Below are 14,856 nucleotides of genomic sequence, written 5' to 3'. Positions count from 1 at the left end.
CCTAGACCCCGGCCAGGTGCAGCACCAGCTTGACGATGGCAAAGAGGGTCAGGGCAAACACGGCGGTAAACAGGATCCCCAGCACCACAAAATGGCTGGGCTTGCCATGGGTGAAGTCCCGCGCGCGGTTCTTGCCGCTCTGCACGCCAAAAGCGGCAGCCATCACGCTGTGAAGCATCTGCCAGAAGGTCGGCGGTTTATTGTCCGGTGCGTCCATGAGTCCTCCTGCGAGGTCTGGGTGACATGATGTCTCCCAACAGGATAGCCAAGGCCGGGGGAATAGGTAGACGTAGTTACCGCTGTCGCGCCTGACCTGCGTGATGTGCTGGAGCTCCTTTTCCTGGAGCTGCATCATGCCCGACTCTCCCGTAACGCCCGCGTGCCTTGAGCCGCCAACCCTCAGTATCCATCGACAATTGTTGATCGGTGCCACCCCGCAATGGCTGATCGAGAGCACTGCCCCACGACGGGCGGCGCTCAAACACGCCGATACGTCACTGCCGCCGGCCTATTGGCGCGCCACCCCCGAGCAACGCCAGCAGTTGCATGCCTGTTTTACCGCAAGCTTTTCCACGCAGACGGCGGTGGACAAGAGCCTGTCTGCCTTGCAGGGGATCGACGCGTTTGCCAGGCCGCTGCTGGTCAATGCGCTTAAAGAGCAATATGACGTCACACTGGCCCCCCACGTCGACACCTGGTTGAGCCTCAGAAAATCCCTGCTGGTCAGTGACTTCAAGATAGCGGCGCGGACCTACGACTTTTTGAAACTGGAGCTACTGCAGGCTGCGCTGCATAACTTCGAGGAATCCGAATGCGAGGAGGGGGCCTTTCACCCCTCGTCCGGTTTCCGCTGGCACGTGTCGTCTTCCGGTTCCTCACCTGACGAGCCGTTGCTGCCCGTGCGCTTGGGCAGGCTCAAGGTCCATGAGTTTGTGCAGCTGTGCCGCAGCCTGGATCTGGGCGGAAAGTACCAGGCCTATATCAGCGATTTCTTTGCCTCGGTCGAAACCACCCTGCACCAGCAATTCATTGCCAGTCAAAAGGCGGCAATGAGGGCTGCGGCCGAGCTGGCACGCTTATGCCAGGACATTACCGAGGACGACTACACCATGATCCTGTCGGTGATCAACGGCGAGCGCGCGCCGCAGATGGATGGGCAACCGGTGTGGATCTGCGACCTTGGCCTGATGAAATTACGCATGACGGGGTGTGTGTTGTTTCTGGCCTTCGATGATGAGCATTTGGATTCGCCGATCCTCTATGTGCCCCAGGACCCGTATCATCCGCTCAAGCGCTATAAGGATCACGCACAGTTGCTGGGGACTTTGCAGCGCCGCTTCACCACGCCTGGCGCGGCCACCACCCGGGTCGAGGGGCCAACCGCGTATCAGGCCTTTTTCAGTCAGTTCGTCGAGGCCGCCGACCACCCTTATTACTTCAGGCAATTCACCCAGGATGCGCCCGATGCCACCTTGCGCGAGAAAATCGGCTCGAATTTTCCCGGCATCGGGCAACTGTATGAGCTGGTCAGTAAGCTGACGCCTTTGAGGCTGAAGAATTTCCCGCCGCTGCCTTTGGCCCCCCAGGTGCCAAACCCGGATCCGTTTTTGGCACCCAAGGCCATGGCGTTCAAAGGCCAGGCGTTCGGCAGCCATAAAGTCGATCTGTGGACCTACCTGTATGAGCAACATCGGCACAAGTGCATCGCCGATGCGGCCAGCCGCGCCGTGCCCACCGCGCAGGTCGATGCCCGGGTGCGCAAACAGAAACTGGCCATGGTGCTCAACATCGAGATGTTTGCCCTGGGTGCTGTGGCAGGCTTCGTGCCCGTGTTGGGGGAGCTCATGCTGGCAGTGATGGTCGAGCAATTGTTGACGGGGGCGATTGAGGCAACCCAGGAGTGGAGTGCGGGCGACCGCCAGGCGGCCCGTGCGCACTTGATCGACCTGGCGCAGAACCTCGCCTTGATCGGCTTGATGGCGGCGGGTGGTTCGGCGCTGCGCCAACTCAGGCCCGAGCCGGTGATCGAAGGCCTGGTGCCGGTAACGCTGCCGGACGGCCGGAAGCGCTTATGGCGGCCCGACCTGGCGCCCTACAAGAAGCACCTCACCCTTGCGTCAGGCCGCCAGCCCAACGCCTTGGGGCAGTATGAGGTCGATGGGCAGCTCCACATCCATATGGATAACGCGTTCTACGAGAAAACCTTCGATCCGCAGATCAACAAATGGCGCATCAAACACCCGCACGACCCCATGGCCTATCAGCCGATCCTTGAGCACAACCGGGCAGGGGCCTGGCGCCATAGTCATGAGCAGCCCTTGGCGTGGGACCGCCCGACGCTGCTGCGGCGCCTGGGGCATATCACCGACGGGTTCTCTGATGAGACTTTGGGGCTGATCGGCGATGTGAGTGGTGTCGATGACGACCTGCTGCGCCAAGTGCATATGGATGGCCTGCCGGTGCCGGCAGGACTGGCTGACACCCTGGAGCGATTCAGGGTCGATCAGGAGGTCGACGACCTGATCGGGCGGCTACGCCGTGGAGCCGGCCTGGACAGCCGCCACGAATACGCCTTGCCCCTCGCGGTGGAGATGGGCGGCTGGCCGCCAGGGCGGGTATTGGAAGTGTTTGAGGAGGCAGCCTTCGTGGCGCGCGCGCAGGGCCAGACGGGGCTGGGCGAGGAGGAGGCCCGGCGTCTGCTGGGCACGCCGCAGCGCGGCGAGCAGCCTGGCGCGCCGCTGATCGATGAGTGGAAAGGCGGACGTTGGGAACCGGCGGGGCGCTCCATTCGCTATGGCAGCCATGCCTTGGCAGATGATGAGTTGCCGACCCTGAAAATCAGCCGGGCCGATTTACAGCACGGCAAGCTCGCTCAGGTGCTGTTGAATGGCCTGAGCGAACAGGAAATCACCGGCCTGCTGGGCAGTGCGTCCAGTTGGAGGGGGCGGCCCAGGGAGCAGGTGTTCAACGAGCGCCTGGCCGATCATGCCCTGCACCGCCAGTCAGCGCTGTTCGACGCTCGGTTATCTGCCAAGGGTGACCCGGTGGTTGACCGGGGGCCGCTGCAACGCCGGTTTCCCTCGCTAACTGCGCGGGCCCGGGAGGAACTCCTGAATAGCGCCAGCCCCCAGGAACTGCGGCGCTTGCAAGACAGCGCGCGGCTGAGCGAGCGTCTGGATCACCAGGCCCGCAGCAGCCTGCACCAGGGGCGCTTGAGCCGAGCGATCAGTGGCCTGCACCGCGACCGACTCGCCAACGCCGACAGCGACCGGCTCGCCTTGCATACCCTGGAGCGCCTGCCCGGATGGCCTTCAGGCTTGCGCCTGGAGATGCGTGTAGACAGCATTCAAGGGCCCTTGGTCGACAGCATTGGCGAGGCGCACGCCGCCACGCGTCGCTACCTGATCAAACGCGGCAATCGTTTCCAGGCCCAGGATCAAGCCGGCAAGCCGCTCAATAGCGCACCGGCCCAGGGCCGTAATCTATTCCCGTCGATCGTCGATGCCTTGCCCGAAGCGGCGCGTCAAGCGCTGGCGCTGACCTCTCATGGGGCGGACTTGCAGCCGGTGTTGGCTGCCTACGCCAGGCGCCACCGCTACGTTATGGCCGATGACATCTTAAAGTTGCGCAGGCCCAGGTCCCGGCCGGCGCTGCGCCTGCCCAGCGGGCGCCTGGGATATGAGTTATCGGGGCGCGGCGGGCCTTTTGCAGCGGATGACTCTCTGATCGCCCAGGTTCGCACGGCGTATCCAAATATCAGCGACACCCAGGCGCAAGAGCTGATCTGGGCGCGCCGACGTGACGGTGAAAGCAACCCGCAAATCTGGCGGTTGTTCGCCAATCGCCAGCGAGAGTTGTTGGGGTTGCGCAACACCCTTGAGCAATGGGCGGGGGCAGATGCGCAGCGCTTGCGTTCGGTAGAGGACGTCATCGAATGCTGGCGCCAGGGCTATGACCGAGACCGCAGCGCCCATGCCACCCTGAGTCTGCGTGGGGAGCACGCGTTACCGCAGATGGAGGCCGACTTTTCCCATGTGCGATCCCTGCACCTGTCAGGGGCCAGATTGCTCGCCCAACAAGCCAGCGATTTATTTCGGCCATTTCCCAATGTGCAGTATCTGGAGCTCTACGTGCGCCCCAACAATCTTGGCCAGGTGGCTGAACGGCTGGCGAGCGTGCCCGGCATCACCCGGCTGTCGCTCACCGGGCCATTGCTGACCTATTCGCCTGAAGTGCTGCTGGCGCTCAATCGCATGACTGCGCTTGAACGATTGTCCCTGGCCGGCAAACTGGAAACCCTGGATATCCAAGGGCTGACGGCGCTGCGCCGCTTAACCGTGTCCGGAACCCTGGAAACCTGGCCCCAAGGGCTCCTGGCACTTGAGCACCTGGAGTTACTCGACCTTGCCCAGACCCAGTTGCGTTCGGTGCCGGCCGAGATGCTGGTCGGGCATCAACGGTTGTGGCGCGGGTTGCAGATGAATTGGGCGGCGTATGAGCCTGAAGACTTCATGCGGGTTTTTGAGTACCTGCATGACAATCCGGCCCATCTGGTCGATGAGCAGCGACTGGTGCAGGCCTACTGCGAAGGAGCTTTGGCTCGCTTGCGACGCGCGGACCCGACATTCGCCGAAAGGGTGTTGCTCAGCTTCAGAACGCAGGGGCTGAGGGCCCGCCAACGTCTGGAGAGTGTCAACGCGGTGCAGGCGCAATACCGTAGATTGGTCGATGAGCTGGAGCAATGGTCGGATCGCGATTCAAGTACTGGCCGGGTCGAGTTGGATCGTCAGCTAGCCTCTGAAAAACTCCTGGATTGCTGGCGCGAAGGCCTGGAGCAACGCCTGGTAGCAGAGGCTGAGCCACTTCCTGCCGGGGCGGCGGTGTTGGACCTGTCAGGCGCCAACCTGATTGATTTACCGCGGGTGCCGGCCAACGGGTTTGCCCATGTGCGCAGCTTGATCCTGGAGGATATCGGCGTTTCCCTTGAAGGCATCAATGCCTGGCTCGACCAGTTTCCCCAGGTCGAAACATTGAGCCTGGCCCGCAACAACCTGACCGAGCCGCCTGCGGTACTGCTTACCCATTCGTCCCTGCGCCACCTCGACCTGTCTCACAATTGGCTGGTGATCAACCCGGCGATCCAAGCGCGTTTGAGCAGGTTGACCGGCCTTTTATCATTGCGCCTGCAGTACAACCCGATCAGCCGCCTGGATGTCAGCGGCTTCCACGACTTGCGTACGTTGGACCTGAGTCACAGCGCAATCAGCGAATGGCCCCAGGGTGTGCTTGAGTTGTCGTCGTTGCAACGCCTGGATCTGAGCCACAGCGCCGTAACGGCAATCCCCGAAGCGGCGCTGAGCGGGCATGATAGTTTGCTTTCCAACACCCATCTGCGCGGTTGTCGCCTCAGCGTGACGGCGCGTACCGATGCGCGGACGTTTGCGCGACGCTACGCGATTGAACACCCATCCGCTGCCCTGGAAAACCCGTTGGGCATACCCCGTGAGTTGCTTGCCCAAGGCCTGACCGGGGGGGAGCCTGAGTATTTTTCCGAGAATGTCTTGCGCCGCCCCGACTTGCTCGTGGCACTCCCCACGGCACTTGCCTCGGCTGCACTGGCTCCCGCAGCCCGCATGCAACGCCTGGTCCCGGCGCTGGACGAGTTGCAGGCGGCGGCACGGCTAGCCGAGCTGCAAGCCAGCGGCCTCGACTCCGGGCAGATCCAGGCACGCCTCGATGAGTGGGAAGGGCAGTACAGCCAGTGGGTGCAACTGCTCAATGAATGGATAGATGTCCATGGCTACCTTGATGGCGGTTGGGTCAGTGTATTGGATCGTCGTCGCGCAGCGGACCGTGTGCTGGAAAGCTGGCGTCACACCCTACGTGCCACGCCCGGCCTGCCTGAAGTGAATAGCGCCAGCCTGCTGGATTTGTCCGGCCTGCTGTTGGGCGACCTGCCGAAGTTGCCCAAGTATTTCGCTCACGTCACCGAACTGAACCTGAGTCGCGTCAGGCTCACGGCCCAGGGTTCCAACGAGTTCCTGCGGGCCTTCAGCCACGTGCGTACGTTGACCCTCAGTGACAACGGCCTGCGAGCCTTGCCCGATGCCCTCGCAGAGTTTCACGGGTTGAGACGCTTGGACCTCAGCAGAAATGAACTACAAAACGCCTCCCAGCTTCAGGGGCACCTGGCGCGCCTGCAGGCGCTGGAATGGCTGAACCTGGGCGAGAACGTCTTGAGCGAATTGGACCTCGCTGGCGTGTCCAGGCTCGAAACGTTGTACCTGCATACCAACCTGTTGGACGAGTGGCCCATGACAGTGCTTGAGCTTGGGCGCCTGCGTACCCTGGACCTGCACGACAACTGGATCGAGACCCTGCCAGATACAGCCTTTGAGCCGCAACACCGCGCCTTGATGGCGGGGACTGACCTCTCGGGAAACCGCCTTGAGCAGGAAAGCTGTGAGCGTTTGCAGGGGTATCTGGCGCAGACCGGCAATGGCTTGGGGTTTTCCGCCGAGCAGCTTGAGGAAATGATCCAGGGATACCGGGAGCGCGATGAGCGGGGGGCTTTTGACTCGCCTGACTACTCGCTGGATCATCCGGATATCGAAACGCCGCAGATCCAGAAGGCGCGCTGGTTTGCTGATGTCTTGCCCGATTCGCCAAGGCACCGGATCTGGGACGACCTCAACGCACAGCCGGGGAGCCACGATTTCTTCTTCACCCTGTCGCAACTGCGCAATACCGAGGACTTCCTTGAGGCGCCAGGCGATCTGACCCAGCGCGTATGGGCGGTGTTGGAGGCCATTGGCGGCAACCCGGCCATGCGGCGGGACGTGTTCGCCCGGGCGACGGCGTTGATGCCCGAGGTGACCTGTGGGGATGGCAGAATCCTGATGTTCAACGCGTTTGAAACCCGCGTGCAGGAGTTCGCTGCGTTGAGATTGGCCGAGGCTGGTCAGGATGGCGCCGCCCTGTTGAGTTTCGCCCGTGGCATGCTTCGCCTGGAGGCGGTTGAAGGCATCGCCGAGGACATCATCAAGGCCCATGAGGATATTGACCCGGCGGAAATTCGTTTAGCCCTGCGCATTGGCCTTGCCGAGCGCCTGGACCTGCCCCGGCAGCCCTCCGGCATGCTGTATAGCGAGTTATCGGAAGTGACCCAGGCCGACCTCGACCGGGCATACGCCACTGTCCTGGAGGGCGAGAGCACGCCGGGCTTTGAAGAAAAGCTGGTGGGCCTTGAGTATTGGCGCAATTACCTGAAGAAAAAGTACGCCACGGATTTTGCGGCCCTGGCGCGCGAGCTGGAACACCAGACCGATCGCCTGGATGAGCGCTACCCCGAGAGCGGTGCCGACTACTTGCGTGAATACGCGGCATTGGGTGCCTGGATCAAGGAGCAGCGCAGGGCGCTGGCGATCCGCCTGACCCGGCAGGAACGAGCCGAGCTGAATCTGTAAGGCTGCCAGCGGTGTGCCAGGCACCCGAACAGAGTGCCTGGCAATCGCCCCTAGTTGTCGTAACCCAGGTTCGGCGCCAGCCAGCGTTCGGTCACGGCCAGATCCTGGTCTTTGCGTGCGGTGTAGCTGGTCACCTGGTCCTTGTCGATCTTGCCTACAGCAAAGTACTGCGCCTGTGGATGGGCGAAGTACCAGCCGCTGACCGCTGCGGCCGGGAACATCGCGTAGTGCTCGGTGAGGAACACGCCGCTGCGGCCCGCATGCATCTCGCGGGCCTCGGGGTCGAGCAGTTGGAACAACTGGGCCTTCTCGGTGTGATCCGGGCACGCCGGGTAGCCGGGGGCAGGGCGGATACCGCTGTACTGCTCCTTGATCAGCGCCTCGTTGTCCAGCTCTTCATCCTTGGCATAGCCCCAGTAGTCTTTACGCACTTGCTGGTGCAGCCATTCGGCGCAGGCTTCGGCCAGGCGGTCGGCCAGGGCCTTGACCATGATCGAGTTGTAGTCGTCGCCCGCATCCTGGTAAGCCTTGGCCACTTCCTCGGCGCCGATGCCGGCGGTGGTGATAAAACCACCGATGTAGTCGGTTACGCCGCTGTCCTTGGGCGCAACAAAGTCGGCCAGGGAGAAGTTCGGCTTGCCGTCGGTCTTGATGATCTGCTGGCGCAGGTGATGCAGTTTGGCAATCGGCTGGCCGTCGTCGCCGTAGACTTCCAGGTCATCCTCCTGCACCTGGTTGGTCGGCCAGAAACCGAACACGGCGCGGGCGCTGATGAGTTTTTCGTCGATCAGCTTGTTGAGCATTTCCTGGGCGTCGGCGTACAGCGCGGTGGCCGCTTCACCCACCACCTCATCGGTGAGGATGCGCGGAAACTTGCCGGCCAGGTCCCAGGAGATAAAGAACGGCGTCCAGTCGATGTACTCGGCCAGCACCTTGAGGTCGATATTGTCCAGCACCTTGGCCCCGGTAAACGTCGGTTTGACCGGGGTGTAGGTGCTCCAGTCGAACTGCGGCTTCTTGGCGATGGCCGCCGCGTAGCTCAGGCGCTCGGTGCGGGCGCTGCGGTTAGAGGTGCGCTCACGCACGTCGATGTATTCCAGGCGGGTCTTCTCGACAAACCCGGCCTTCAGCTCCTTGGACAGCAACTGGGTGGCCACGCCCACCGCGCGTGAGGCGTCGGTCACGTAGATCACCGCATCGTTGCTGTACTTGGGCTCGATCTTCACCGCCGTGTGCGCCTTGGAGGTGGTGGCACCACCGATCATCAGTGGCAGGTGGAAGTCCTGGCGCTGCATCTCGCGGGCCACGTGCACCATTTCATCCAGGGACGGTGTGATCAGCCCGGACAGGCCGATGATGTCGCACTTCTGCTCCTTGGCCACCTGCAGGATCTTCTCGGCCGGGACCATCACGCCCAGGTCGACAATGTCGTAGCCGTTGCAACCGAGCACCACGCCGACAATATTTTTGCCGATGTCGTGTACGTCACCCTTGACCGTGGCCATGAGGATCTTGCCCTTGGCTTCCGGCTTGTCGCCCTTTTCCAGCTCGATGAAGGGGATCAAGTGGGCGACGGCCTGCTTCATTACCCGCGCGGATTTCACCACCTGGGGCAGGAACATTTTACCGGCACCAAACAGGTCACCGACGATGTTCATGCCGGACATCAACGGGCCTTCGATCACCTCGATCGGGCGCGCGAACGACTGCCGGGATTCCTCGGTGTCTTCAACGATATGGGTGGTGATGCCCTTGACCAGTGCATGCTCCAGGCGCTTGTTGACTTCCCAGCCACGCCATTCCTCGGTCTCGGCTTCCTTGACGCTGCCGTCGCCCTTGTACTTGTCGGCGATGGCGAGGAGGGCGTCGGTGCCTTCCGGGGTGCGGTTGAGTACCACGTCTTCCACGGCGTCGCGCAGCTCGGCCGGGATCTGGTCGTAGATCTCCAGTTGGCCGGCGTTGACGATACCCATGGTCAGGCCGTTGCGGATCGCATACAGCAGGAACACTGAGTGGATCGCCTCGCGCACCGGGTTGTTGCCGCGGAACGAGAACGACACGTTGGACACGCCACCGGAGGTCAGCGCATACGGCAGTTCATCGCGGATATAGGCACAGGCGTTGATAAAGTCGACGGCATAGTTGTTGTGCTCTTCGATACCGGTGGCCACGGCGAAGATGTTCGGGTCGAAGATGATGTCTTGCGGCGGGAAGCCCACTTCATTGACCAGAATGTCGTAGGAGCGCTTGCAGATCTCTTTCTTGCGCGCCTCGGTGTCGGCCTGGCCGGCTTCATCGAACGCCATCACCACCACCGCCGCGCCGTAGCGCTTGCACAGTTTGGCGTGATGAATGAACTGCTCGACACCTTCCTTCATGCTGATGGAGTTGACGATGCCCTTGCCCTGGATGCATTTGAGGCCGGCCTCGATCACTTCCCACTTGGAGGAGTCGATCATGATCGGTACACGGGAGATGTCCGGCTCGCCGGCAATCAGATTGAGGAAGGTCACCATGGCCTTCTTCGAATCGAGCATGCCCTCGTCCATGTTGATGTCGATCACCTGGGCGCCGGCTTCCACCTGCTGCAGGGCGACTTCCAGGGCTTCGGTGTAGTTGTCCTCGCGGATCAGCCGAGCGAATTTGGCGGAACCGGTGATGTTCGTACGTTCGCCGACGTTGACGAACAACGACTGGCGATCAATGGTGAAAGGCTCCAGGCCCGACAGGCGGCAGGCCTTGGGAATGTCCGGGATTTGGCGCGGCGCGTAGCCGGCCACGGCCTTGGCGATGGCCTCGATATGGCCCGGCGTGGTGCCGCAGCAGCCGCCGACGATATTGAGGAAGCCGCTCTGGGCGAATTCTTCGATGACCTTGGCGGTTTGCGCTGGCAGCTCGTCGTACTCGCCGAACTCGTTGGGCAGGCCGGCGTTGGGGTGGGCGGACACGTAGGTGTCGGCCTTGTTCGACAGTTCTTCCAGGTACGGCCGCAACTCGCTGGCGCCCAGGGCGCAGTTCAAGCCCACGGAAATCGGCTTGGCGTGGCTGATGGAGTTCCAGAACGCCTCGGTGGTCTGGCCCGACAGCGTGCGGCCGGAGGCGTCGGTGATGGTCCCGGAAATCATGATCGGCAGTTCGACACCCAGTTCTTCGTAAACGCCTTGCACGGCAAAGATCGCGGCCTTGGCGTTGAGGGTGTCGAAGATGGTTTCGATGAGGATCATGTCCGCACCGCCTTCGATCAGGCCTTTGGTGGCCTCGGTGTAGTTCTCCACCAGTTCATCGAAGGTGACGTTGCGGTAGCCGGGGTTGTTCACGTCGGGCGACAGCGAGCAGGTGCGGCTGGTCGGGCCCAGCACGCCCGCGACAAAGCGCGGTTTGTCCGGGGTTTCCAGGGTCTTGGCGTCGGCGACCCGGCGGGCCAGGCGTGCGCCTTCCAGGTTCAGCTCGTAGGCCAGCGCCTCCATGCCGTAGTCGGCCTGGGACACTTGGGTGGCGTTGAAGGTGTTGGTCTCGAGGATGTCGGCACCGGCATCCAGGTACGCTTTCTCGATCCCGCCGATCACGTCCGGGCGGCTCAGGATCAACAGGTCGTTGTTACCCTTGACGTCGCTGGGCCAGTCGGCGAAGCGTTTGCCACGGTAGTCCTCTTCCTCCAGCTTGTAGCTCTGGATCATCGTGCCCATGCCGCCATCGAGGATCAGGATGCGTTCCTTGAGGGCTTGGTGGAGGGCTTGCAGGCGAGTGCTACGATCGGACATGGGACTACTCTAATCAGGCATTACGGAGGGCGTGGATCATAGCAAACCTGTGCGCTTTTAGAGCATGCCTGGGTTTTGCATGAATATCGCTCATGTTGAGGGCGCCTCGACATCGGTAGAATCGCGGCAATTTTTCAGCGCTCGCATCGACTCGGGACCGGATACATGTCACTTCGCCTCATCACCGGCGCCGCCTTGGCGTTGGTCGCCTGCCTCGCGCAGGCCAACGGACCCGCCCCGGCGCTTTCCTATACCCGCGATATTCAACCGATCTTCACCGAGAAATGCGTGGCCTGCCATGCCTGCTACGACTCCGCCTGTCAGCTCAACCTGGGCAGTGGCGAAGGTGCGGCACGCGGCGCGAGCAAGCTGCCGGTGTATGACGGCGAGCGCAGCCAGGCGTCGCAGCCGACCCGGCTGTTTTATGACGCCTTTGGCAAGGCCGCCTGGCAGCGCCACGGTTTTGCCTCGGTGCTGGATGCCCAGGGCACCCAGGCGGCGCTGATGGCGCGCATGCTGGAGCTGGGTCATAAAACCCCATTGGCGCCCAATGCCAAGCTGCCCGAAGAGATTGTGCTGGGCCTGAACCGCGAGAATATGTGCCCATTGCCGGGGGAGTTCGACGCCTACGCCGGCGCGCACCCCAAGGAAGGCATGCCGTTGGCCGTCACCGGCCTGACCGATCAGCAATACCAGACCCTGCAGCGTTGGCTGGCGTCCGGTGCGCCTATTGATGAGCAGGGCCTGGCGCCGAGTGCCCAGGAAGCCTTGCAGGTACAGCAATGGGAAAACCTGCTGAACCAGCCCGGCGCCCGGGAAAGCCTGGTGGCGCGCTGGTTGTTCGAGCACCTGTTCCTCGCTCATATCTATTTCGAGGGCGGTGAGCCGGGGCATTTTTTCCAGTGGGTCCGCTCGCGTACGCCCAGCGGCCAGCCCATCGACCTGATCAACACCCGTCGCCCGAATGACGACCCTGGCACCCGCGTGTACTACCGCCTGTGGCCGGTGCAAGGGGTGATCGTGCACAAGACCCACATTACCTACCCCTTCAGCGCGGCGAAGATGGAGCGGGTCAAGTCGCTGTTCTACAGTGGCGACTGGCAAGCCACGGCGCTGCCGGGCTACGGCCCTGGCCGTCGGGCCAACCCGTTTGAAACGTTCGAGGCGATCCCGGTCAAGGCGCGCTACCAGTTCATGCTGGATAACGCCGAATACTTCGTGCGCACGTTTATTCGTGGGCCGGTGTGCCGTGGGCAGATTGCCACGGACGTAATCCGCGACAACTTCTGGACCCTGTTCCAGGACCCGGACCATGACCTGTACATCACCGATGCCCGCTATCGCGGCCAGGCCACGCCGCTGCTGGCGATGCCGGGGCAGAACGATGACGTGGGCAGTGTGTTGAGCCTGTGGCTGGCCTACCGTGACAAACGCAATGAATACGAGGCCCTGCGCCGCGACAACTACGCTGATTTGCCGGCGCCGGGCTGGTCGAGCCTGTGGCAGGGCAATGACAACGCGTTGCTGAGCATCTTCCGCCACTTCGACAGTGCTTCGGTGAACAAGGGACTGATTGGCGAAGTCCCGCAGACGATGTGGCTGTTCGACTACCCGCTGCTGGAGCGCACCTATTATCAGTTGGCGGTGAATTTCGACGTGTTCGGCAATGTCTCGCACCAGGCCCAGACCCGTTTGTATTTCGACCTGATCCGCAATGGCGCCGAGCAGAACTTCCTGCGCCTGATGCCGGCGGATTCGCGCGATGGCTTGCTCGACGACTGGTACCAGAACAGCGGTAAGGTCAAGCTGTGGCTGGACTATGAAGCCATCGACAATGACAAGCCCAGCGGCCTGAAGCTGGACCCGCAGGACCCGAAACGCGACTTTGCCAACCAGTTGCTGGCCCGTTATGCCGCCTTGAACGCCAGCCCGGACCCGATCAACCGTTGCATCAGTGCCTACTGCTCACGTCTGGGTATCGACCCGCAACTGCGCGACGTCGAACAAACCCTCAGCCGCCTGACCTCAAGGCCGGCGGCCGGGCTCAAGGTGATCGAGCAGTTGCCGGAAGCCACCTTGCTGCGCATCCAGACTCCGAGCGGCAAACGCGAGGTCTACAGCCTGCTGCGCAACCGCGCCCACAGCAACGTGGCCTTTATGCTCGGCGAGGCTTATCGCTATCAACCGGGCCTGGATACCCTGACGATCTATCCGGGCGTGCTCAGCAGCTACCCCAACTTCATCTTCAATGTGCCGGCCGAGGATGTGCCCGAGTTTGTCGAGGACATGGAACTGGCCAGGGACGCCAAGCGCTTTGAACGGATTGTCGAACGCTGGGGCATTCGCCGCAGCCACCCGCAGTTCTGGGAGTACTTCCACGATTTATCGCAGTACATTCGCGAAACCACTCCGGTGGAAGAGGGTGTGCTGGATATGAATCGCTACGAGAACCTGTAGGTGTGGATTTGCCTGACAAAAATACTAGGACTTTGTACCGTCGCGGCGATTGGCGTAAACTGCCGGCAAGCCTGTGAGGAGTTCCCATGACTGCCATAACCATTACCGACGCCGCCCACGATTACCTGGCTGATCTGCTGTCCAAGCAGAACACCCCGGGTATCGGCATCCGCGTCTTTATCACCCAGCCTGGCACCCAGTACGCCGAGACGTGTATTGCCTACTGCAAGCCGGGCGAAGAAAAGCCTGAAGACACCGCCCTGGGGCTCAAGAGCTTCACCGCGTATATCGACGCCTTCAGCGAAGCCTTCCTTGACGATGCCGTGGTCGACTACGCCACTGACCGCATGGGTGGCCAACTGACCATCAAGGCGCCCAACGCCAAGGTGCCGAACGTCAATGCCGATAGCCCGATCAACGAGCGTATCAACTACTACCTGCAGACCGAGATCAATCCGGGCCTGGCCAGCCATGGCGGCCAGGTCAGCCTGATCGACGTGGTGGACGACGGTATCGCCGTGCTCAAGTTCGGTGGCGGCTGCCAGGGCTGTGGGCAGGCTGATGTGACCTTGCGTGAAGGTATCGAGCGTACGTTGCTGGAGCGGATTCCCGAGCTCAAGGGCGTACGTGACGTGACTGACCATACGCAGAAAGAAAACGCCTACTATTAAGGTGTTCGCTGCAAACAAAAAACGGCGTCCGTGAGCGCCGTTTTTTTATGCTTTAAAATTAGTGATTTATGCGATCTATTTAATAAATAAGATGAACTGTTGGGGCTGGCTTGCATGCGATAGTCGTAGGTATCTACGCATCTCTTTTATCTAGTGCTTGTTGGGTGTGTGTACATATCCGTTGCTGCGGTTACGGCGGCTATTAGTTCCGCTCTTACAGCGGGTCACTTTTGGAAAAGAGCCCCAAAAGTAACCAAAAGGGCTCTTGCCCCACCACTCGGCACCTCGCCTAGGCTCGGTGTGCCCGTCATCCGACATTGATTTGGGGGGCCGCCGCGATGGGCCATCCATGGCCCAGCGCGGCTAACCCGGCGTCCTGCCGGGTTACCCCCCAAATCAATATCGGATGACGGCCAGCGTGGTTTAACGGGGCGCCTCAGATCAAAATCACAAGCAAAGCGAGGCGGCCTGACAGCCGACCTGATCGTCGAAGCGTGCGCG

The 14,856-nt window shown here is 61.9% G+C and carries 5 protein-coding genes; 3 read left to right on the top strand and 2 right to left on the bottom strand.

Features of this window, described 5'->3' with window-relative positions; genetic code table 11:
- Position 1: 1 nt before the first annotated feature.
- Positions 2-217: a DUF2970 domain-containing protein gene (locus HBR94_RS03045; protein WP_057436772.1), complete on the bottom strand. Its 216-nt coding sequence runs from the start codon at positions 215-217 to the stop codon at positions 2-4.
- A gap of 136 nt (positions 218-353) precedes the next feature.
- On the opposite strand from HBR94_RS03045, the gene HBR94_RS03040 reads away from it, so the two are divergent.
- Positions 354-7,466 carry an NEL-type E3 ubiquitin ligase domain-containing protein gene (locus HBR94_RS03040; protein ID WP_170044126.1) on the top strand — a complete coding sequence of 2,371 codons (7,113 nt, stop codon included), beginning with the start codon at positions 354-356 and terminating at the stop codon, positions 7,464-7,466.
- 50 nt (positions 7,467-7,516) lie between these two features.
- Here the strand turns inward: HBR94_RS03040 and metH are convergent, their stop codons facing one another.
- Positions 7,517-11,227 (bottom strand): methionine synthase, encoded by a 3,711-nt coding sequence (gene metH / locus HBR94_RS03035; RefSeq protein ID WP_169960694.1) that lies wholly within the window; start codon positions 11,225-11,227, stop codon positions 7,517-7,519.
- A gap of 165 nt (positions 11,228-11,392) precedes the next feature.
- Here metH and HBR94_RS03030 point away from each other — a divergent pair, with 165 nt between their 5' ends.
- Positions 11,393-13,684 (top strand): fatty acid cis/trans isomerase, encoded by a 2,292-nt coding sequence (locus HBR94_RS03030; protein WP_170044125.1) that lies wholly within the window; start codon positions 11,393-11,395, stop codon positions 13,682-13,684.
- 86 nt (positions 13,685-13,770) lie between these two features.
- Entirely contained in the window at positions 13,771-14,355 is a 585-nt protein-coding gene (gene nfuA, locus HBR94_RS03025) for a Fe-S biogenesis protein NfuA (RefSeq protein ID WP_057436766.1), read from the top strand.
- The last annotated feature ends 501 nt before the right edge of the window (positions 14,356-14,856 follow it).

The organism is Pseudomonas sp. WS 5412 (genome assembly GCF_012985615.1).
In the GTDB taxonomy this organism is placed as follows: Bacteria; Pseudomonadota; Gammaproteobacteria; order Pseudomonadales; family Pseudomonadaceae; genus Aquipseudomonas; species Aquipseudomonas shahriarae.
The sequence above is the reverse complement of the archived record's forward strand: the minus strand, read 5'-3'. Positions and strand labels throughout refer to the sequence as shown.

What these genes read in the sequence shown, in the direction of transcription:
- HBR94_RS03045 (WP_057436772.1), bottom strand. Translation starts at nt 217, where the DNA reads ATGGACGCACCGGACAATAAACCGCCGACCTTCTGGCAGATGCTTCAC.
- HBR94_RS03040 (WP_170044126.1), top strand. Translation starts at nt 354, where the DNA reads ATGCCCGACTCTCCCGTAACGCCCGCGTGCCTTGAGCCGCCAACCCTC.
- metH (WP_169960694.1), bottom strand. Translation starts at nt 11,227, where the DNA reads ATGTCCGATCGTAGCACTCGCCTGCAAGCCCTCCACCAAGCCCTCAAG.
- HBR94_RS03030 (WP_170044125.1), top strand. Translation starts at nt 11,393, where the DNA reads ATGTCACTTCGCCTCATCACCGGCGCCGCCTTGGCGTTGGTCGCCTGC.
- nfuA (WP_057436766.1), top strand. Translation starts at nt 13,771, where the DNA reads ATGACTGCCATAACCATTACCGACGCCGCCCACGATTACCTGGCTGAT.